This is a genomic window from Pseudomonas sp. C5pp, from assembly GCF_000814065.1.
Lineage (GTDB): Bacteria > Pseudomonadota > Gammaproteobacteria > Pseudomonadales > Pseudomonadaceae > Aquipseudomonas > Aquipseudomonas asiatica.
In genome coordinates, this window is record NZ_JWLN01000004.1 from 162,419 (window position 1) to 181,819 (window position 19,401).

A 19,401-nucleotide genomic window follows, 5' to 3' on the forward strand; every position below is an offset into this window, starting at 1 on the left:
GTTCTCGTTCTCTTTGTTGTGGGTGAATCAGATGTTCAGGGCCAGTTCCACTACCCAGAAACCGGGTTCCAGCAGCGGGCGGGGTAGGTCGCTGGCGTACAGCGCGCGTTGGTAACCCAGGCGCAGGTGGCTGCCGGGCAGGCTCAGTTCGGCACCGGCGGTGGCCCCGGCAAGGCGTTGTGAAGGCTTGCCTTCGGCAGTGCGGGTCCAGCCCAGGTCCAGGCCGATGTAGGGGCGTACTTGCAGGGGAGCGGCCCAGCCCCCCGGCAGCGGCTGGCTGACGGTGTTGCGCCAGACGGCGCTGCTGGCACCGGAGTAGGTACGCAGGCGAAACCCGCGCACGGCCGAATCGTCGCTGGCCAGCAACTGCTCGACGGCGGGTAGCGGGTCACTGCTGTATTGCAGAGCCAGTTCGCTCTGCCAGCGCCATGGGTGGCTGGCCGGGCCCTGGCGCAGGTGCAGCAGGTTGGCGCGGTACTTGCGAAAATCCGGGCGCAGGCGTTCCGCTCCCAGCGGTGAGCGGTCGGCGCCGAAGGCATCGATGCCCTGGGCGACACCGAGGTAGCCATTCCACAGGCCGCCCTGGAGCCACAGCAGGTTGATACCCGCTTCCACGCAGACCAGGGTGGGGCTCTGCTGGACGATCACCGCGCCCGCGCTGCGGTTGACCATTTGCTTGCGGTCAAGCCGGGCGCTGGCGCTGAGCATGCCTTGCTGGTTGCGCCACAGCACCCGTTCGACGCTCAGGCCCTGGTAGCTGCTGCTGCCGTCGGCTACCTGGCGGCTGTGGGGGAGCGGCGCCTCGTAGCGCAGCTCGCTGGCGCTGAGCGCGAAGGTCCAGGCGCCGTAGGGGATGCTGTAGTACAGCGAGATGCCTTGGCTTTGCCCGGGCGCATCGAGCACCGTACCGTTCAGTGACAGGCGCAGGTCATCATTGAGGCCCAGCGGGCTGTCCAGGCCGAAGCCTAAGTTCAGGCGATGACGCCCGGTCAGGTCGCTGCCGCGGTTGTCGAAGCGGCTGTCCAGGTGCCCGCGCGAGGCCACCTTGCGCGGCTGCACGACAACCCGGGTGCCGCCCTGCAGTTCGCCGGGTAGCAACTCTGCGGACAGGTCATAAGCGCGCAGTCGGTTGAGCTGGTCGAGGCCTTGCTCCAGGGCTGGCAGGAACAGTGGCTGCCCGAGCAGGCCGGGAAAGGCGCCGGGGAGCGACAGGGGCAACTCGGGGCCGGCCATTTCGATGGACTCGACGAACCCCTCGACGATGACCAGGTTCAGCGGTGCGCCGTCTTGTGGCGGTTGCTGCAGGTAGGGCCGGCTGGTCGGGTATCCGGCTTGCACATAGCGCTGGGTGATGGCTTTCAGCAGCCCGTTGATTTCCGCGATGCCCATGCACGGGGTAATGAACCTGCGGAGGGTTGGCGTTAGCGCCGAGTCGGAAAGCTCGCGGTTGCCGGCCACGCGTACGCCGGTGATGGCCCAGCAGCGCTGGTCGTGGGGGAGGGGTGCGGTGGCGTCGTGGCTTTCGGCAGGGGCGGGCTGGCGCTGCCAGCGTTCCAGGCGCTGTTGCTGTTCCAGCTGTCGCAGCCCGCGCTGCTGATCGCGCAGTTGCTGGCTGGCCGGGTCGTCGGCCAACGCCTGTGGTGCGGCCAGCAAACCTGACAGGCAGCAGGTGAGCGCCCAGCAGGTGGCGCGATGAATGTGGAACGGCATTGAAGCACCCCGCAAATGATGTACGGATTTCGTACTCGTCTGCGTGGATGCTAAAAATTAAGGGGTTCGCCTGGATGCAGTACCCGGCCTAAGCGCTTGTAGGGCGCGTTCTTGCCTGATGGTGGGAAGCTTCCTACAGCATCAGTTGAAAGGCCCGCTATCAGGGCCGAATTTCGATCAACGTGCCATCCCGCACCAGGTCCCACACTTCCTGCATGTCGCGGTTACGCATGGCAATACACCCATCCGTCCAGTCCAGGGTGTGGAAGTACCACTCCGGATACTCGTCGTTGATCGGCGTGCCATGGATCATGATCATGCTGCCGGCACTCACCCCTTCACGAGTGGCACGGGCCGCGTCGTTGATGTTCGGGTAGTTGATGTGTATGGCCAGGTTGAAACGGTCGCTTTGCTTGCGCCAGTCCAGCCAGTAAAGGCCCTCGGGGGTTTTCTTGTCGCCTTCGCGCTCCTTGGCGCCTTTTGGCTGCTTGCCCAGCGAGATGCGGTAGGTCTTCAGCGGTTCGCCACGGCTGATCAGTTGCAGACGGCGCTCGGACTTGATCACCAGCACCTTGTCGATCAGCGGTTGCATGGCCTGCTGCGAAGGCGACGGGGTTTGCACTGCCGGCTGGGGCTTGCGGATGATGGTCTCGGTGAAGGCCGCCTGGGACACCGAGGTAACGCAAAGGCAGAAAAGGGCAAGCAACCAGCGCATGTAACGGTATCCCTGAAGGCTTCTAGGTGGTGGGCGAGACGTTCATCGGCGGCAGGTATTCATGGCCTATGGGGTAGTGCTGCCCGATGCGATCGCGATAGTAGCATTCTAGTGTGCGAGTGACGGTGCGGAAAGCCAGCTCGCCCCACGGAATCTCATGTTCCTCGAACAGCCGCACCTCCAGGCTTTCGACACCGACAGCGAAATCAAGGTCCGCAAGCTCGGCGCGGAAGAACACGTGCACCTGGTTGATGTGTGGCAGGTCGAACAGCTGGTACAGGCTCATGCTGCCGACCCGGGCGCAGGCCTCCTCGACGGTTTCGCGACGGGCGGCCTGGTCCAGGGTTTCGCCGTTTTCCATGAAACCGGCGGGCAGGGTCCAGAAGCCGCGGCGTGGCTCGATGGCGCGCCGACACAGCAGCACCTGGCTGCCCCAGGTCGGCAACACGCCGGCGACGATGTTGGGGTTCTGGTAGTGGATGGTCTGGCAAACCTCGCAGACATACCGCAGGCGGCTGTCGCCCTCGGGGATCCGCTGAGTGACCGGCTGGCCGCACGCGCTGCAGAATTTCATGTGTCGTTCCTTTTGCTCCGGGCTATCTTGGCGCGCCGGCCGTGCCGTCGCAAGCGCACGGGGCTTGGGTGCTTCGCGCCTTTGGTGCATCATGCAAGGCAGGCCTTGGATATGAGCGTGCGCAATGCTGGACGAGCTACTTCGCCGAATGAGCAACCACCAACCCGCATCACTGGAAACCGACCGGCGGTTCCCCGAAGCGGCGGTCCTCTTGCCCATTACCCGCAGCGAAGCGCCCGAGCTGGTCCTGACCCTGCGCGCCAAGGGCCTGTCCACCCACGGCGGCGAAGTGGCTTTTCCCGGTGGCCGCCGCGACCCGGAAGACCCGGACCTGGTGTTCACCGCGCTACGTGAAGCCGAAGAAGAAATCGGCCTGCCACCAGGCCTGGTGGAAGTGATCGGCCCGCTCAGCCCGCTGATTTCGCTGCACGGCCTGAAAGTGACGCCATTCGTCGGGCTCATCCCCGATTTTGTCGAATACCGTGCCAATGATGCCGAGATCGCGGCAGTATTCACCGTGCCGCTGGAATTCTTCCGCCAGGACCCGCGCGACCATACCCACCGTATCGATTACCAGGGGCGCAGCTGGTATGTGCCCAGCTATCGCTATGGCGAATACAAGATCTGGGGGTTGTCGGCGATCATGATCGTCGAACTGGTCAACCTGCTGTTCGATGCCGGCATCAGCCTGCACCAGCCCCCGGAGCGTTACATCGAAAACTGAGCGGGGCCAACCCCGTCGTCTGCGTTGCAGCCTGAGGAGCAAGCATGAAATACCGCCTGGGCGACCTGCGGGTCGAGAGCCACCCCACCAGTTGGGCCGCACCCAACGCCACGCTGATCGGCAAGGTGCGCCTGCAGGCCGATGCCAGCGTGTGGTTTGGCGCGGTGCTGCGCGGGGACAACGAGCTGATTGACATTGGCGAGGGCAGCAACGTGCAGGATGGCACGGTGATGCACACCGACATGGGCTCGCCGCTGACCTTGGGCAAGGGCGTGACCGTTGGCCACAACGCCATGCTGCATGGCTGCACGGTGGGCGACTACAGCCTGGTTGGTATCAACGCGGTCATCCTCAATGGCGCGCGCATCGGCAAGCATTGCATCATTGGCGCCAATGCGCTGATTGCAGAAGGCAAGGAGATCCCCGACGGTTCGCTGGTGATGGGTTCGCCGGGCAAGGTGGTGCGCGAGCTGACCGAACAGCAGAAACGCATGCTCGAAGCCAGTGCAGCGCATTACGTGCACAATGCCCAGCGTTATGCACGGGAGTTGGTGGTTGACGATGAGTGATGTGGTGGAGCGGCCGGTGGCCTCGCCGTGCGTGAGTATCTGTGCGCTGGACGAGCAGGATATCTGCACAGGTTGCCAGCGGACCGTGGCCGAGATCGGCCGCTGGGGGCGGATGGACAACGACGAGCGCCGGGCGGTGCTCAAACTTTGCCATGAAAGGGCAGTAAAGGCCGGCCTCATCCTGTAAGGCTGACTCGCCCCCCCCCCCCCCTGTGGGAGCGGGTTCACCCGCGAACACCGGCGCAGCCGGTGCCATCCACCGTGTTGGATTCTTCGCGGGTGAACCCGCTCCCACAGGCATCGCGTAGCCCTCGAACCTGATGCTGTACCTGTGAGAGCGGGTTTACCCGCGAACCAGCCAGCGGTAATCTGTGCGGCTTGCCCACAGACTACCCGCCATGTTCTATCTGATTGCCTACATCAGCAGCGTAGTGCTGATCAACTACGCCTTCTCCAGCGCGCCGCACCTGGACATCATCTGGTCCGCCTGGGGCGGCCTGGTGTTCATCCTGCGCGACATGGTGCAAACCCGCTTCGGCCATGGCGCCCTGGTCGCCATGCTGGCGGCGCTGGTGCTGTCCTACGTCACCTCGGAACCGGCCATCGCTCTGGCCAGCGCCACCGCCTTCTTCATTTCCGAACTGATCGACTGGCTGGTGTTCAGCGTCACGCGCCGACCGCTGCGCGACCGCCTGTGGCTGAGCTCGGCGCTGAGCATCCCGGTGGACACCTTCATCTTCTTCGGCATGATCGGTGCCCTGACCCCAGCCGTGATCGGCACCGCCATGGCCTCGAAATTCGCCGGGGTCACCGCCGTATGGCTGGCCATGGCATTTCGCGCCCGGCGGGCCGCCGTGGCGGGTTGATGGTGTAGAATAGCGGTCCTTTTTCAGCGGGCGGCGCCAAGCCTGGTGCGGCCCCGGACGCCTTCGAGGACCTGAAATGACCCGTATCGGAACCCCTTTGTCGCCCACCGCGACCCGTGTACTGCTCTGCGGCTGTGGCGAGCTGGGCAAGGAAGTGGTGATCGAGCTGCAGCGCTTGGGCGTCGAAGTGATCGCCGTCGATCGCTACGCCAATGCCCCGGCAATGCAGGTGGCGCACCGCAGCCACGTGGTCAACATGCTCGATGGCGTGGCCCTGCGCGCGGTGATCGAGGCCGAGAAGCCGCACTACATCGTCCCTGAAATCGAAGCCATCGCCACCGCCACCTTGGTCGAGCTGGAAAACGAAGGTTTCAACGTGGTGCCGACCGCCCGCGCCACCCAGCTCACCATGAACCGTGAAGGCATCCGCCGCCTGGCCGCCGAAGAGCTGGACCTGCCAACCTCGCCGTACCACTTCGCCGACACCTACGAAGACTACGCCAAGGCCGTGGCCGATGTCGGCTACCCGTGCGTGGTCAAGCCGGTGATGAGCTCGTCGGGCAAGGGCCAGAGCCTGCTGCGCAGCGATGCCGACCTGCAGAAGTCGTGGGCCTACGCCCAGGAAGGCGGCCGCGCCGGCAAAGGCCGGGTCATCGTCGAGGGCTTCATCGACTTCGAATACGAAATCACCCTGCTGACCGTGCGCCACGTCGGTGGCACCACCTTCCTCGAGCCAGTCGGCCACCGCCAGGAGAAAGGGGACTACCAGGAATCGTGGCAGCCGCAGGCCATGAGCCCGAAGGCGCTGGCCGAGTCGCAGCGGGTGGCCAAGGCGGTCACCGATGCCCTGGGTGGTCGTGGCCTGTTTGGCGTGGAACTATTCGTGAAGGGCGACCAGGTGTGGTTCAGCGAAGTCTCGCCGCGCCCGCATGACACCGGCCTGGTGACCCTGATTTCCCAGGACCTGTCGCAGTTTGCCCTGCATGCCCGTGCCATTCTTGGCCTGCCGATTCCGGTAGTGCGCCAGTTCGGCCCTTCTGCTTCGGCGGTGATCTTGCCCGAGGGGCAGTCGCAGCAGACCAGCTTTGCCAACCTGGGTGCAGCGCTGAGCGAGCCGGATACCGCCATTCGCCTGTTCGGCAAGCCGGAAATCAACGGTACCCGCCGCATGGGCGTGTGCCTGGCGCGTGACGAATCGGTCGAAGCGGCGCGTGCCAAGGCGACCCGTGCTTCGCAGGCGGTCAAGGTCGAGTTCTGATCCGATTGGGGCTGCGTTGCAGCCCTTCGCGGGCACGCCCGCTCCCACAGGTTTCGGCGCTACCCCTGTGGGAGCGGGCGTGCCCGCGAAGGGCCGCAACGCGGCCCCAATTACTTACAGCTGCGTATTGCGGGTCTCTTTCAGGCACAGCACGGCAATCAAGCTGATCACCGCCGCCACCGACACATAACCCCCCACCCAGCTCAACCCACCCATGCTCACCAGCTTCTGGGCAAAGAACGGTGCCGCCGATGCGCCGACGATGCCGCCCAGGTTATAGGCCGCCGAAGCGCCGGTATAACGCACGTGGGTCGGGAACAGTTCAGGCAGCAGTGCCCCCATCGGCGCAAAAGTCACGCCCATCAGGAACAGTTCGATGGCCAGGAACAGCGCCACACCTGCGGTCGACCCCGAAGTCAGCAGCGGCTCCATGGTAAAGCCCGAGGCCACTGCCAGCAGGCCGCCGACGATCAGCACCGGTTTGCGCCCGTAGCGGTCGCTGAGCCAGGCCGACAGTGGTGTGGCCAGGGCCATGAACACCACCGCGAAGCACAGCAGGCCAAGGAACGTTTCGCGGCTGTAGCCCAGCGTGGTCACGCCATAGCTCAGCGAGAACACCGTGGAGATGTAGAACAGCGCGTAGCACACCACCATCGCCGCTGCGCCCAGCAGGGTCGGCAGCCAGTATCTGGAAAACAGGTCGACCACCGGCATTTTCACCCGCTCGTGGCGGGCGACAGCCTTGGCGAATACCGGGCTTTCTTCCAGCTTCAGGCGCACATACAGGCCCACCAGTACCAGCGCGGCGCTGAGCAGGAACGGAATGCGCCAGCCCCACTCGCGGAACTGCTCGTCGCTGAGCACCAGGGCCAGGGTCAGGAACAGGCCGTTGGCGGCCAAAAAGCCGATCGACGGGCCCAGCTGCGGGAACATGCCGAACCAGGCTCGCTTGCCTTCGGGCGCGTTCTCGGTGGCCAGCAAGGCCGCGCCACCCCATTCGCCACCCAGCCCCAGGCCTTGGCCAAAGCGCAGCAGGCAGAGGATGATCGGCGCCCATACACCAATGCTTTCATATCCTGGCAGCACACCGATGGCCGTGGTGGACACGCCCATCAGCAGCAGCGAGGCGACCAGGGTCGACTTGCGGCCGATACGGTCGCCAAAGTGGCCGAACAGTGCCGAACCCAGCGGGCGCGCCAGGAAGGCGATACCGAAGGTGAGAAAGGCCGCCAGCATCTGCGCGGTGCCCGACCCGGACGGGAAGAACACCGGGCCGATCACCAGGGCGGCGGCAGTGGCGTAGACGTAGAAATCGTAGAACTCGATGGCGGTGCCGATGAAGCTGGCGGTGGCTACCCGCGCGGGCGAGTTGACCGGCGCGGCAGGCGCTTCGGCATAGGTGCTGCTGGTTGTCATTGAATAGGTCCCTGACAGTCTGGTCCGGCTCCATTGGGATAAGCCCCGCGGCGTGCAATGCAAAAGGGCAGGCACGGTGGCGCGGGCGCCGGAGCGTTTTGTTGTTGTGTGCGCCCGACTGACGATAGCCCAAGGGGGATAGGGGCGGGGGCGGGCACTGTTCGGGGTGTTGAAGCAGGACCGCGGGGCGTGTCAGTGGAGCGGACTGGCCGTGGAGCGCCGGGTGCGGGTAGCAGGCGGGACGGCGGGGCTGGGTAAGCGTGACCCGAGTATAGCTATCGGGTCACGGTCCACACCAGTACCTTGCTGGCACAATTGTCCTCTGTTTCGAGGATTTCCAGGCGATAGCGGCCGATCTTCAGGCAAACGGCGCTTTCCGGGATACTTTCCAGCGCTTCGGTGACCAGCCCGTTGAGGGTTTTCGGCCCGCCGTCGCAGGGCAGGTGCCAGCCCAGACTGCGGTTGATTTCACGCAGCGAAGCGGTGCCGTCAATGACGAAAGTGCCATCGGGCTGCGGGTGCACGTGGGGGTTGTCCAGGCTGTGTTCATCCTCGAACTCGCCAACGATCTCTTCGAGGATGTCTTCCAGGGTGACGATGCCCAGCACTTCGCCGTACTCGTCCACCACCACGCCCAGGCGGCGCTGCTGCTTGTGGAAGTTCAGCAGCTGCATTTGCAGGGGCGTGCTCTCGGGCACGAAATAGGGTTCGTAGCAGGCGCCGAGCAGCATCTCCAAGGTCAGCTCGGCCTTGGGCAGCAGGTGGCTGATCAGCTTGGTATTGAGGATTGCTTCAACCTGGTTGATGTCGCTGTGGTACACCGGCAGACGGGTGTGGCGGCTGACGATCAGTTGCTCGATGATGCGCTCGATCGGCTCGTCTAGGCTGATGCCGTCCACTTCGTTGCGCGGTACCAGGATGTCGTTGACGGTCATCTTGTCCAGTGACTGCAGGCCGTCGAGCAGGCCGTGGCGCGGTGCTTCGTGTTCCTCATCCTCGTCGAATTCGTCGGCTTCCTGCGGGTGCAGGGCCACGGCCGTGGGTTGCACGCGGAACGGACGCAGGATCAGCTTGGCAATGCCATCCAGCAGGCAGGCTAGCGGTTGCAGCAGGGCGAGGGGTACTTTCAGCAGGCTGGTGCCGAGGCTGACGAACGCCTGCGGGTTGCGCCGGGCCAGGCGCCGCGGCAGGTATTCGGCAAACACCAGCAGGACGAGGGTGGCGGCCAACCCGGCCAGCCAGAAGCCGTGCTCGCCGTTATGGCGCTGGCCGAGCAGGCAGGCCAGGCCCAGCACCAGCAGCTTGCCCAGGCTGGCGCACAGCACCAGGGCCTGGGCCGGCAGCACGGGCTGGCCGTCCTCGCCGGTGCGCAGCGTGCCATTGAGTTGCAGGCGGGCGGCGTCCACCGCGGTGAACAGCGCCGACCACAACAGGGCCAGTGCCAGGGTGCCGAATAGCGGTGCGTACGGCAGGGTATCCATGGGCGGCCGTCAGATATGCAGGATGAATTCGCGAACCAGCTTGCTGCCGAAATAGGCCAGCATCAGCAGGCAGAAACCGGCCAGCGTCCAGCGGATGGCCTTGTGGCCACGCCAGCCCAGGCGGGTGCGGCCCCACAGCAGCACGCTGAACACCACCCAGGCGATACAGGCCAGCAGGGTCTTGTGTACCAGGTGCTGGGCGAACAGGTTGTCGAGGAACAGCCAGCCGGAGATCAGCGACAGCGACAGCAGGCACCAGCCAGCCCAGAGGAAGCCGAACAGCAGGCTTTCCATGGTTTGCAGCGGCGGGAAGTTGCGGATCAGCCCGGACGGGTGCTTGTTCTTCAGTTGGCGGTCTTGCAGCAGCAACAGCAGGGCCTGGAACACCGCAATGGTGAACAGCCCATAGGCCAGGATCGACAGCAGGATATGCGCGAGGATACCCGGCTCTTCGTTGACCAGCGGCACCGTGCCGGGGGGCGCGAACTGGGCCAGCAGCGCGGTCACCGCGCCCAGCGGGAACAGCAGCACCAGCAGGTTTTCCACGGGTATGCGCAAGCAGGCCAGCAGGGTCAGGGCGATGACGGCCACGGCGATCAGGCTGGCGGCACTGAAGAAGTCCAGGCTCAGGCCCAGCGGGGTGATCAGCTGGAAGAACAGCGCACCGGCCTGGGCGAGTACCGCGAAGGTACCCAGCAGGGCAAGCAGGCGCTTGTCGGCCTTGCGGTTCTGGGCAAGGTAAGAGCCCTGGTAGATGGCCGCTGCTATATATAGGCCGGCGGCGATCAGGTTGGGGATGAGGCTGGGTGAGGAGAACATAAGTCCTGGTTGGCGAGCCTTAAAGAGACGGAGTTTGGCATAGATCGCGCTGGTCTAGGAAGACTGGCAGACTGCGGTGCGGCATTCGCGGGTGAACCCGCTCCCACAGGTACGGCGCCGGTTTCGAATGTGGTGCAGGCCCTGTGGGAGCGGGTTCACCCGCGAAGAGGCCGGCACAGCCACCGAATATCTACCAGGCCGCCAGCAAGGTGTGCGCCGCCGCTGCACTTCGCTATAATCGCCGCCTTGCTGTGCCCGGCGGGTATGCATTCCCCCCTGGGCGCCTGACAAACCTCGGCTTTTACTGGGCCTGAAAGGATCACCATGTTCGAAAACCTGACCGACCGCCTGTCACAGACGCTGCGCCATGTCACCGGCAAGGCCAAGCTGACCGAAGACAACATCAAGGACACGCTGCGCGAAGTGCGCATGGCCCTGCTCGAGGCCGACGTTGCCCTGCCGGTGGTCAAGGATTTCGTCAACAGCGTCAAGGATCGTGCAGTCGGCACCGAGGTGTCGCGCAGCCTGACCCCGGGCCAGGCGTTCGTGAAGATCGTCCAGGCCGAGCTGGAAAGCCTGATGGGCGCGGCCAACGAAGACCTCGCACTGAACGCCGCTCCGCCAGCCGTGGTGCTGATGGCCGGCCTGCAGGGTGCCGGTAAGACCACCACCGCCGGCAAGCTGGCGCGCTTCCTCAAGGAGCGCAAGAAAAAGAGCGTGATGGTGGTGTCCGCCGACGTCTACCGCCCGGCGGCGATCAAGCAGCTGGAAACCCTGGCCAACGACATCGGCGTCACCTTCTTCCCGTCCGACATCAGCCAGAAGCCGGTGGCCATCGCTGAAGCGGCCATCCGCGAAGCCAAGCTGAAGTTCATCGACGTGGTCATCGTCGATACCGCCGGCCGTCTGCACATCGACGCCGACATGATGGACGAGATCAAGGCGTTGCATGCCGCGGTCAAGCCGATCGAGACCCTGTTCGTGGTCGACGCCATGACCGGCCAGGACGCGGCCAACACCGCCAAGGCCTTTGGCGAGGCGCTGCCGCTGACCGGCGTGGTGCTGACCAAGGTCGACGGTGACGCCCGTGGTGGTGCCGCGCTGTCGGTGCGTGCCATCACCGGCAAGCCGATCAAGTTCATCGGTATGGGCGAGAAGACCGAAGCCCTCGAACCGTTCCACCCCGACCGCGTCGCCTCGCGCATCCTCGGCATGGGTGACGTGCTCAGCCTGATCGAACAGGCCGAGCAGAACATCGACAAGGCCAAGGCCGACAAGCTGGCCAAGAAGCTGAAGAAGGGCAAGGGCTTCGACCTCGAAGACTTCCGTGACCAGCTGCAGCAGATGAAGAACATGGGCGGCCTCGGCGGCCTGATGGACAAGCTGCCGAGCATCGGCGGGGTCAACCTGTCGCAGATGGGCAACGCCCAGGGCGCCGCCGAGAAGCAGTTCAAGCAGATGGAAGCGATCATCAACTCCATGACCCCGGCCGAGCGCCGTGATCCGGAGCTGATCAGCGGCTCGCGCAAGCGCCGCATCGCCATCGGTTCCGGCACCCAGGTGCAGGACGTCGGCCGCCTGATCAAGCAGCACAAGCAAATGCAGAAGATGATGAAGAAATTCTCCGCCAAGGGCGGCATGGCCAAGATGATGCGCGGCCTTGGCGGGATGCTGCCGGGCGGCGGCATGCCGAAGCTGTAACCCCTATTCCGGGGGCCTGCCGTTTGTCCGGCAGGCGCCCAGAACCCCCGCCGTGGCGGGGCAATGGCCGCGGATTTCGCGGCTCAACCGGCAGATCTGGACGGCAGGGCAGGGCCTTGCCGAAAAAGTCATTTGCAAATGTCCGTGTATTCCCCGAGAATATGCGGCCTTTTGGGCACCCGTGTGCCTATTTGGCATTCAGATTTGCAGTACCAGCTGCTGTATCAACTGCAGCACCGACTATAGGAACGATGTTCACATGGTAACCATTCGTCTGGCCCGTGGCGGCTCGAAAAAGCGCCCATTCTACCACCTGACCGTGACCAACTCGCGTAACGCCCGTGACGGCCGTTTCGTTGAGCGCGTAGGTTTCTTCAACCCGATCGCTGCTGGCGCCGAAGTCAAGCTGTCGGTCAACCAAGAGCGCGTCAACTACTGGCTGAGCCAGGGTGCACAGCCGTCTGAGCGCGTTGCTCAGCTGCTGAAGGACGCTGCCAAGGCTGCTGCCTGAGAAGTATGAACGCGACGCCAGAAAAGGCTGACGACCTCATCGTCGTTGGCAAGATTTTTTCGGTTCACGGCGTTCGCGGCGAGGTGAAGGTGTATTCCTTTACCGATCCGATTGAAAACCTGTTGGATTATCCGCGCTGGACGCTTCGGCACGAAGGCAAGGTAAAGCAGGTCGAGCTGGTCAACGGTCGTGGCTCCCAGAAGGGCCTGGTCGTGAAGCTGAAAGGCCTCGATGATCGCGATGAAGCCCGTCTTCTGAGCGGTTACGAAATCTGCATTCCGCGGAGCCTTTTGCCCAACCTGGCTGCTGACGAGTACTACTGGTACCAGTTGGTCGGCCTGAAGGTCATCAACCAGGACGAACAACTGTTCGGCAAGGTCGATCACCTGTTGGAGACCGGTGCGAACGATGTAATGGTGGTCAAGCCCTGCGCAGGCAGCCTGGATGATCGCGAGCGTCTGTTGCCCTATACGGCGCAGTGCGTGCTCGACGTCGACCTGGAAGCAGGCGTGATGCGGGTTGAATGGGACGCGGACTTCTAAACGATGGGTAACCTTCGCGTAGACGTCATCACGTTGTTCCCCGAGATGTTCTCGGCCATCACGGAGTACGGCATTACCAGCCGCGCGGTGAAACAGGGGTTGCTTCAGGTGACTTGCTGGAACCCGCGGGACTACACCACAGATCGTCACCACACGGTGGATGATCGGCCGTTTGGCGGTGGTCCGGGCATGGTGATGAAAATCAAGCCTCTGGAAGACGCCCTGGTTAGCGCCAGGCAAGCGACCGGAGCAGCGGCGAAGGTGATCTACCTTTCGCCACAAGGCCGCAAGCTGACTCAGCAGGCGGTCAAAGGCCTGGCCGAACAGGAATCGTTGATCCTGATCGCCGGTCGTTATGAAGGCATCGACGAGCGCTTTATCGAGGCTCATGTCGATGAGGAGTGGTCGATTGGCGACTATGTGCTTTCCGGTGGCGAGCTGCCGGCCATGGTACTGATCGATGCGGTTACACGGCTGCTGCCCGGAGCTTTAGGGCATGTGGACTCGGCGGAAGAAGATTCCTTCACCGACGGTCTGCTCGATTGCCCGCACTACACCCGGCCTGAGGTGTATGCGGATCAGCGTGTTCCCGACGTGTTGCTAAGTGGCAACCATGCACACATCCGGCGTTGGAGAATGAAGCAGTCCCTTGGTAGGACCTTCGAACGACGCGCCGATCTTCTGGAAAGTCGCTCGCTTTCTGGAGAAGAGAAGAAGCTGCTCGAGGAATATCTCCGCGAGCGGGACGATAGTTAAACGTATCGATGGTGGATCACGTATCCATCTTAGGAGCACAGCATGACCAACAAGATCATCCAGCAGCTCGAAGCCGAGCAGATGAGCAAGGAAATCCCGACCTTCGCACCAGGCGACACCGTTGTCGTTCAGGTTAAAGTGAAGGAAGGTGAGCGTTCCCGTCTGCAGGCGTTCGAAGGCGTCGTTATCGCCAAGCGTAACCGCGGTCTGAACAGCGCCTTCACCGTGCGCAAGATCTCCAGCGGCGTTGGCGTAGAGCGTACCTTCCAGACCTACAGCCCGCAAATCGACAGCCTGGCCGTGAAACGTCGTGGTGACGTGCGTAAAGCCAAGCTGTACTACCTGCGCGACCTGTCCGGCAAAGCCGCTCGCATCAAGGAAAAACTGTCCTGAGTGCAGTTTGCCCGGTGGCCGAGGCCGCCTAGCGAGAAAAAAGCAGCCTTCGGGCTGCTTTTTTGCGTTTTGACCCCCGAAGATGTGATTGCCATGACTACCCGAGACCAGGAAATCCTGCGCCGCACCGAGCTGTCGGTGACCCGCGTGACCAAGGCGGTGTTCCCCAACACCACCAACCACCACAACACCCTGTTCGGCGGCACCGCCCTGGCCTGGATGGACGAAGTGTCGTTCATTGCTGCCACGCGCTTCTGCCGCCTGCCACTGGTGACCGTGTCCACTGACCGCATCGACTTCAAGCACCCGATCCCGGCGGGCTCGATCGTCGAGTTGGTGGGGACGGTCATCAAGGTGGGTAATACCAGTTTGCAGGTGCAGGTGGATGTGTTCGTCGAGAATATGTACCTGGATGGGCGCGAGCGAGCGATTCACGGGGTGTTCAGCTTCGTCGCCATCGACGAGGACAAGCGGCCGGTGCCGGTTTTGCCCCAGGCCTGAGTTCTCCTGCACTGGCCCTTTCGCGGCTAAAGCCGCTCCCACAGGGATCGCACATACCTCAAGGGCGGTGATATCTCTGTGGGAGCGGCTTTAGCCGCGAAGAGGCCGGTACAGACAACAATTATGCTGCTGTGAAACACTAAGCCACCTCCAACACCCAGCAGCCCCGAATGCCCGCCCTAGACCACCCCCTGATCGACCAGTTCCTCGACGCCCTGTGGCTTGAAAAGGGCCTGTCCGACAACACTCGTATGTCCTACCGCAGCGACCTGGCCCTGTTCAACGGTTGGCTGCAGGAACACGGCGTCAGCTTGCCCGACGCCGGCCGCGACCTGATTATCGACCACCTGGCCTGGCGCCTCGACCAAGGCTACAAGCCGCGCTCCACGGCACGCTTCCTGTCCGGCCTGCGCGGTTTCTTCCGCTACCTGCTGCGGGAAAAACTGGTGGCCATCGACCCGACCCTGCAAGTCGACATGCCGCAACTGGGCAAGCCGCTGCCCAAGTCGTTGTCCGAAGCCGACGTCGAAGCCTTGCTGCAGGCCCCGGACCTGGGCGAAGCCATTGGCCAGCGTGACCGCGCCATGCTCGAAGTTCTCTACGCCTGCGGCCTGCGGGTCACCGAACTGGTCAGCCTGGCCCTCGACCAGGTCAACCTGCGCCAGGGCGTGCTACGGGTGATGGGCAAGGGCAGCAAGGAGCGCCTGGTGCCCATGGGCGAAGAGGCGGTGCTTTGGTTGCAGCGCTACCTGCGCGATGGCCGCGCCGAACTGCTCAATGGCCGCCCCAGCGACGTTTTGTTCCCCAGCCAGCGTGGCGAGCAGATGACCCGCCAGACCTTCTGGCATCGCATCAAGCACCATGCCCGGGTCGCCGGTATCGACAAACCGCTGTCGCCGCATACCCTGCGCCATGCCTTCGCTACTCATCTGCTCAACCATGGTGCCGACCTGCGCGTGGTGCAGATGCTGCTGGGCCACAGTGACCTTTCGACCACGCAGATCTACACCCATGTCGCCAAGGCCCGCCTGCAGCAATTGCATGCCCAGCACCACCCGCGTGGATGAATGTTTTTCATGTTCCGCCGACCGGTCCTTGCAAGGCCCTTCACCGGCGGTGTGATGTGGTAGGCTTGAGCGGTTTGCACCAAGGGCCGCACGGTCACCGCGTATTTTCCGCAGGTGGCGCCCTCCGGCCCCTGTCCGCCTTCAGGAGTTCCCATGCGCGTGACCCAGTTTTTCGCCGCCGCCGCGTTGGCGCTGGCCAGTACCTTTGCCGCTGCCGCGGCAACCGATAGCAATGCTGCTGCCGAGCAGGCCATCCGTAAGTCATTGCAGAACCTCGAGCTGGAAGTGCCCGTCGAAAGCGTGGCCAGCAGCCCGGTCAGCGGCCTCTATGAAGTCAAGCTGCAGGGCGGACGCGTGCTGTATGCCAGCGGCGACGGCCAGTTCGTGATGCAGGGCTACCTGTTCCAGATCCAGGACGGCAAGCCGGTCAACCTCACCGAGAAGACCGAGCGCCTGGGCATTGCCAAGCTCATCAACGGCATTCCAGCCGCCGAGATGGTGGTTTATCCTGCCAAAGGCGAGACCAAGTCGCACATCACCGTGTTCACCGACACCACCTGCCCGTACTGCCACAAGCTGCACGCCGAGGTGCCCGAGCTCAACCGCCGCGGTATCGAAGTGCGCTATGTCGCCTTCCCGCGCCAGGGCCTCGGTTCGTCGGGTGACCAGCAGTTGCAGGCCGTCTGGTGTTCCAGCGACCGCCGTGCGGCGATGGACAAGATGGTCGAGGGTGAGGAAATCAAGGCCGCCAAGTGCGCCAACCCGGTCAGCAAGCAGTTCCAGCTGGGCCAGTCGATCGGCGTCAATGGCACGCCGGCGATCGTCCTTGAAAGCGGCCAGGTCATTCCGGGCTACCAGCCGGCACCGCAGGTCGCCAAGCTGGCACTGGCCAAGTAATCCAATTTAGTACGCCGTCGTCATGGGGTGACGGCATGTTTCACGGTCGGCATAGGTGCCGGCCGTTCAATGGGGAGTTCACAGTGAAACCGGTCAAAGTAGGCATCTGTGGGTTGGGGACCGTCGGTGGCGGAACCTTCAATGTACTTCAGCGCAACGCCGAGGAGATCGCCCGCCGTGCCGGGCGCGGTATTGAAGTGGCACAGATTGCCATGCGCTCGCAGAACCCGAACTGCCAGATTACCGGTACCCCCATTACCGCTGATGTGTTCGAAGTTGCGAGCAACCCGGAGATCGACATTGTCATCGAGCTGATCGGTGGCTACACCGTGGCCCGCGAACTGGTGCTCAAGGCCATCGAGAACGGCAAGCACGTGGTCACCGCCAACAAGGCGCTGATTGCCGTGCACGGCAACGAAATCTTCGCCAAGGCCCGCGAGAAGGGCGTGATCGTTGCCTTCGAAGCGGCCGTGGCCGGTGGCATCCCGGTGATCAAGGCCATCCGCGAAGGCCTGTCGGCCAACCACATCAACTGGCTGGCCGGCATCATCAACGGCACCGGCAACTTCATCCTCACCGAAATGCGTGAGAAGGGCCGCGCCTTCCCGGACGTGCTGGCCGAAGCCCAGGCGCTGGGTTACGCCGAAGCCGACCCGACCTTCGACGTTGAAGGTATCGATGCCGCGCACAAGTTGACCATCCTGGCCTCGATCGCTTTCGGCATCCCGCTGCAATTCGACAAGGCCTACACCGAAGGCATCACCCAGCTGACCACTGCTGACGTGAACTATGCCGAGGCCCTGGGCTACCGCATCAAGCACCTGGGTGTGGCCCGCCGCACTGCCGAAGGTATCGAGCTTCGCGTACACCCGACGCTGATCCCGGCCGACCGCCTGATCGCCAACGTCAACGGCGTGATGAACGCCGTCATGGTCAACGGCGACGCCGCTGGCTCCACCCTGTACTACGGCGCCGGTGCCGGCATGGAGCCTACCGCTTCGTCGGTAGTCGGCGATCTGGTGGATGTGGTCCGTGCCATGACCTCCGACCCGGAAAACCGCGTGCCGCACCTGGCCTTCCAGCCGGATTCGCTGTCGGCCCACCCGATCCTGCCGATCGAAGCCTGCGAAAGTGCCTACTACCTGCGCATCCAGGCCAAGGATCACCCTGGCGTACTGGCCCAGGTGGCCAGCATCCTCTCGGAGCGTGGCATCAACATCGAGTCGATCATGCAGAAGGAAGCCGAGGAACAGGACGGCCTGGTGCCGATGATCCTGCTGACCCATCGCGTGGTCGAGCAGCGCATCAACGACGCCATCGTCGCCCTGGAAGCCCTGCAGGACGTCATCGGCAAGGTCGTGCGCATTCGCGTCGAGCAGCTCAACTAACAATAGTGCCGTGGGGCCGCCAGCGCGGCCCCGGCCCCAGTATCGAAGGTTTGCACCCATGCGCTATATCAGTACCCGCGGCCAGGCTCCGGCCCTCAATTTCGAAGACGTCCTGCTGGCTGGCCTGGCCAGCGACGGCGGCCTGTACGTCCCGGAAAACCTGCCACGCTTCACCCAGGAAGAAATCGCCTCGTGGGCTGGCCTGCCGTACCACGAACTTGCTTTCCGGGTGATGCGCCCGTTCGTCGAAGGCTGCATCGCCGACGCCGACTTCAAGAAGATCCTCGAGGAAACCTACGGCGAGTTCGCCCACGCTGCGGTTGCCCCGCTGCGTCAGTTGAACAGCAACGAGTGGGTGCTGGAGCTGTTCCACGGCCCGACCCTGGCGTTCAAGGACTTCGCCCTGCAACTGCTCGGCCGCCTGCTGGACCACGTGCTGGCCAAGCGCAACGAGCGCGTGGTGATCATCGGCGCCACCAGCGGTGACACCGGTTCCGCTGCCATCGAAGGCTGCCGCCGTTGCGACAACGTCGACATCTTCATCCTGCACCCGCACCAGCGCGTGTCGGAAGTGCAGCGCCGGCAGATGACCACCATCTTCGGCGACAACATCCACAACATCGCCATCGAAGGCAACTTCGACGACTGCCAGGAAATGGTCAAGGCCAGCTTCGCCGACCAGTCGTTCCTCAAGGGCACCCGCCTGGTTGCGGTCAACTCGATCAACTGGGCGCGGATCATGGCCCAGATCGTCTACTACTTCCACGCTGCCCTGCAGCTGGGTGGCCCGGCGCGTTCCGTGGCGTTCTCGGTGCCGACCGGCAACTTCGGCGACATCTTCGCCGGCTACCTGGCACGTAACATGGGCCTGCCGGTCAGCCAGCTGATCGTCGCCACCAACCGCAACGACATCCTGCACCGCTTCATGAGCGGCAACCAGTACGTCAAGGAAACCCTGCACGCGACCCTGTCGCCGTCGATGGACATCATGGTCTCGTCCAACTTCGAGCGCCTGCTGTTCGACCTGCACGGCCGCAACGGCGGCGCCATTGCCGAGCTGATGGCCAACTTCAAGCAAGGTGGCGGCTTCAGCGTCGAGCAAGACCGCTGGACCGAAGCGCGCAAGCTGTTCGACTCGCTGGCAGTGAGCGACGAGCAGACCTGCGAAACCATCGCCGAAGTGTTCGCTGCTACCGGCGAAGTGCTCGACCCGCACACCGCTATCGGCGTCAAGGCCGCCCGCGAGTGCCGCCGCAGCCTGGACACGCCGATGGTGGTGCTGGGCACCGCGCACCCGGTCAAGTTCCCGGAAGCGGTGGAGAAGGCTGGTGTTGGCAAGGCGCTGGAGCTGCCGGCGCACCTCAGCGACCTGTTCAGCCGTGAAGAGCGTTGCACGGTGCTGGCCAATGACCTGAAGGCCGTGCAGGGCTTTGTCAGCCAGCATGGTAACCGCGGCAAGCCTTTGTAAGCATCGAGCCGCACTGCGGCCCATAGCCGGCAAGCCAGCTCCCAC

General features: G+C 63.8%; 21 protein-coding genes. 15 read left to right on the forward strand and 6 right to left on the reverse strand.

Features of this window, described 5'->3' with window-relative positions; all coding sequences use genetic code 11:
* Positions 1-27: 27 nt before the first annotated feature.
* From RR51_RS04985 to RR51_RS04995, 3 genes are all read right to left on the reverse strand, one after another.
* Complete coding sequence (locus RR51_RS04985) at positions 28-1,710, reverse strand: ShlB/FhaC/HecB family hemolysin secretion/activation protein (RefSeq protein WP_039612784.1); 1,683 nt, start codon at positions 1,708-1,710, stop codon at positions 28-30.
* Positions 1,711-1,870: 160 nt separating this feature from the next.
* Positions 1,871-2,425, reverse strand: a complete 555-nt coding sequence (locus tag RR51_RS04990; protein WP_013971179.1) for a L,D-transpeptidase family protein — start codon at positions 2,423-2,425, stop codon at positions 1,871-1,873.
* A gap of 22 nt (positions 2,426-2,447) precedes the next feature.
* The gene (locus tag RR51_RS04995) at positions 2,448-2,999 is read right to left on the reverse strand and encodes an NUDIX hydrolase (protein ID WP_039612785.1); all 552 of its coding nucleotides are present in this window, start codon (positions 2,997-2,999) and stop codon (positions 2,448-2,450) included.
* 124 nt (positions 3,000-3,123) lie between these two features.
* Between RR51_RS04995 and RR51_RS05000 the strand changes: the two genes are divergently transcribed.
* The 5 genes from RR51_RS05000 to purT all read left to right on the forward strand — a co-directional run bounded on the left by RR51_RS05000 (position 3,124) and on the right by purT (position 6,416).
* The gene (locus tag RR51_RS05000) at positions 3,124-3,723 is read left to right on the forward strand and encodes a CoA pyrophosphatase (protein ID WP_003252125.1); all 600 of its coding nucleotides are present in this window, start codon (positions 3,124-3,126) and stop codon (positions 3,721-3,723) included.
* A 44-nt stretch (positions 3,724-3,767) separates the two neighbouring features.
* The gene (locus tag RR51_RS05005; protein ID WP_015269134.1) at positions 3,768-4,292 is read left to right on the forward strand and encodes a gamma carbonic anhydrase family protein; all 525 of its coding nucleotides are present in this window, start codon (positions 3,768-3,770) and stop codon (positions 4,290-4,292) included.
* Entirely contained in the window at positions 4,285-4,479 is a 195-nt protein-coding gene (locus RR51_RS05010; protein ID WP_039612786.1) for a DUF1289 domain-containing protein, read from the forward strand. Before RR51_RS05005 ends, RR51_RS05010 begins: the two co-directional genes overlap by 8 nt.
* Before the next feature lie 211 nt (positions 4,480-4,690).
* Positions 4,691-5,158: a VUT family protein gene (locus tag RR51_RS05015; RefSeq protein WP_039612787.1), complete on the forward strand. Its 468-nt coding sequence runs from the start codon at positions 4,691-4,693 to the stop codon at positions 5,156-5,158.
* Positions 5,159-5,234: 76 nt separating this feature from the next.
* Positions 5,235-6,416 (forward strand): formate-dependent phosphoribosylglycinamide formyltransferase, encoded by a 1,182-nt coding sequence (gene purT / locus RR51_RS05020; protein ID WP_013971185.1) that lies wholly within the window; start codon positions 5,235-5,237, stop codon positions 6,414-6,416.
* Between the two features lie 114 nt (positions 6,417-6,530).
* Here purT and RR51_RS05025 read toward each other — a convergent pair whose 3' ends face one another.
* The 3 genes from RR51_RS05025 to RR51_RS05035 form a co-directional block, all read right to left on the reverse strand.
* Positions 6,531-7,832, reverse strand: a complete 1,302-nt coding sequence (locus RR51_RS05025; protein WP_039612788.1) for an MFS transporter — start codon at positions 7,830-7,832, stop codon at positions 6,531-6,533.
* Between the two features lie 275 nt (positions 7,833-8,107).
* The gene (locus tag RR51_RS05030) at positions 8,108-9,313 is read right to left on the reverse strand and encodes a transporter associated domain-containing protein (RefSeq protein WP_039612789.1); all 1,206 of its coding nucleotides are present in this window, start codon (positions 9,311-9,313) and stop codon (positions 8,108-8,110) included.
* A gap of 9 nt (positions 9,314-9,322) precedes the next feature.
* The gene (locus RR51_RS05035) at positions 9,323-10,132 is read right to left on the reverse strand and encodes a cytochrome C assembly family protein (RefSeq protein ID WP_015269139.1); all 810 of its coding nucleotides are present in this window, start codon (positions 10,130-10,132) and stop codon (positions 9,323-9,325) included.
* Positions 10,133-10,456: 324 nt separating this feature from the next.
* Here RR51_RS05035 and ffh point away from each other — a divergent pair, with 324 nt between their 5' ends.
* The 10 genes from ffh to thrC all read left to right on the forward strand — a co-directional run bounded on the left by ffh (position 10,457) and on the right by thrC (position 19,356).
* The gene (gene ffh / locus RR51_RS05040) at positions 10,457-11,833 is read left to right on the forward strand and encodes a signal recognition particle protein (protein WP_013971189.1); all 1,377 of its coding nucleotides are present in this window, start codon (positions 10,457-10,459) and stop codon (positions 11,831-11,833) included.
* A gap of 259 nt (positions 11,834-12,092) precedes the next feature.
* Positions 12,093-12,344, forward strand: coding sequence for a 30S ribosomal protein S16 (gene rpsP, locus RR51_RS05045; RefSeq protein WP_003259424.1), 252 nt, complete (start codon positions 12,093-12,095; stop codon positions 12,342-12,344).
* Between the two features lie 5 nt (positions 12,345-12,349).
* On the forward strand, positions 12,350-12,886 hold the full coding sequence (gene rimM, locus RR51_RS05050; protein ID WP_013971190.1) for a ribosome maturation factor RimM: 537 nt from the start codon (positions 12,350-12,352) through the stop codon (positions 12,884-12,886).
* Positions 12,887-12,889: 3 nt separating this feature from the next.
* Complete coding sequence (gene trmD / locus RR51_RS05055; protein WP_003252146.1) at positions 12,890-13,642, forward strand: tRNA (guanosine(37)-N1)-methyltransferase TrmD; 753 nt, start codon at positions 12,890-12,892, stop codon at positions 13,640-13,642.
* Between the two features lie 42 nt (positions 13,643-13,684).
* Entirely contained in the window at positions 13,685-14,035 is a 351-nt protein-coding gene (gene rplS / locus RR51_RS05060) for a 50S ribosomal protein L19 (protein ID WP_003252148.1), read from the forward strand.
* A 93-nt stretch (positions 14,036-14,128) separates the two neighbouring features.
* On the forward strand, positions 14,129-14,536 hold the full coding sequence (locus tag RR51_RS05065; protein ID WP_023660491.1) for an acyl-CoA thioesterase: 408 nt from the start codon (positions 14,129-14,131) through the stop codon (positions 14,534-14,536).
* Positions 14,537-14,706: 170 nt separating this feature from the next.
* Positions 14,707-15,603 (forward strand): site-specific tyrosine recombinase XerD, encoded by an 897-nt coding sequence (gene xerD / locus RR51_RS05070; RefSeq protein WP_013971192.1) that lies wholly within the window; start codon positions 14,707-14,709, stop codon positions 15,601-15,603.
* 153 nt (positions 15,604-15,756) lie between these two features.
* The gene (locus RR51_RS05075) at positions 15,757-16,500 is read left to right on the forward strand and encodes a DsbC family protein (protein WP_003259432.1); all 744 of its coding nucleotides are present in this window, start codon (positions 15,757-15,759) and stop codon (positions 16,498-16,500) included.
* Positions 16,501-16,583: 83 nt separating this feature from the next.
* The gene (locus RR51_RS05080) at positions 16,584-17,888 is read left to right on the forward strand and encodes a homoserine dehydrogenase (RefSeq protein WP_003259434.1); all 1,305 of its coding nucleotides are present in this window, start codon (positions 16,584-16,586) and stop codon (positions 17,886-17,888) included.
* Positions 17,889-17,946: 58 nt separating this feature from the next.
* Positions 17,947-19,356 carry a threonine synthase gene (thrC, locus tag RR51_RS05085; protein ID WP_039612790.1) on the forward strand — a complete coding sequence of 470 codons (1,410 nt, stop codon included), beginning with the start codon at positions 17,947-17,949 and terminating at the stop codon, positions 19,354-19,356.
* The last annotated feature ends 45 nt before the right edge of the window (positions 19,357-19,401 follow it).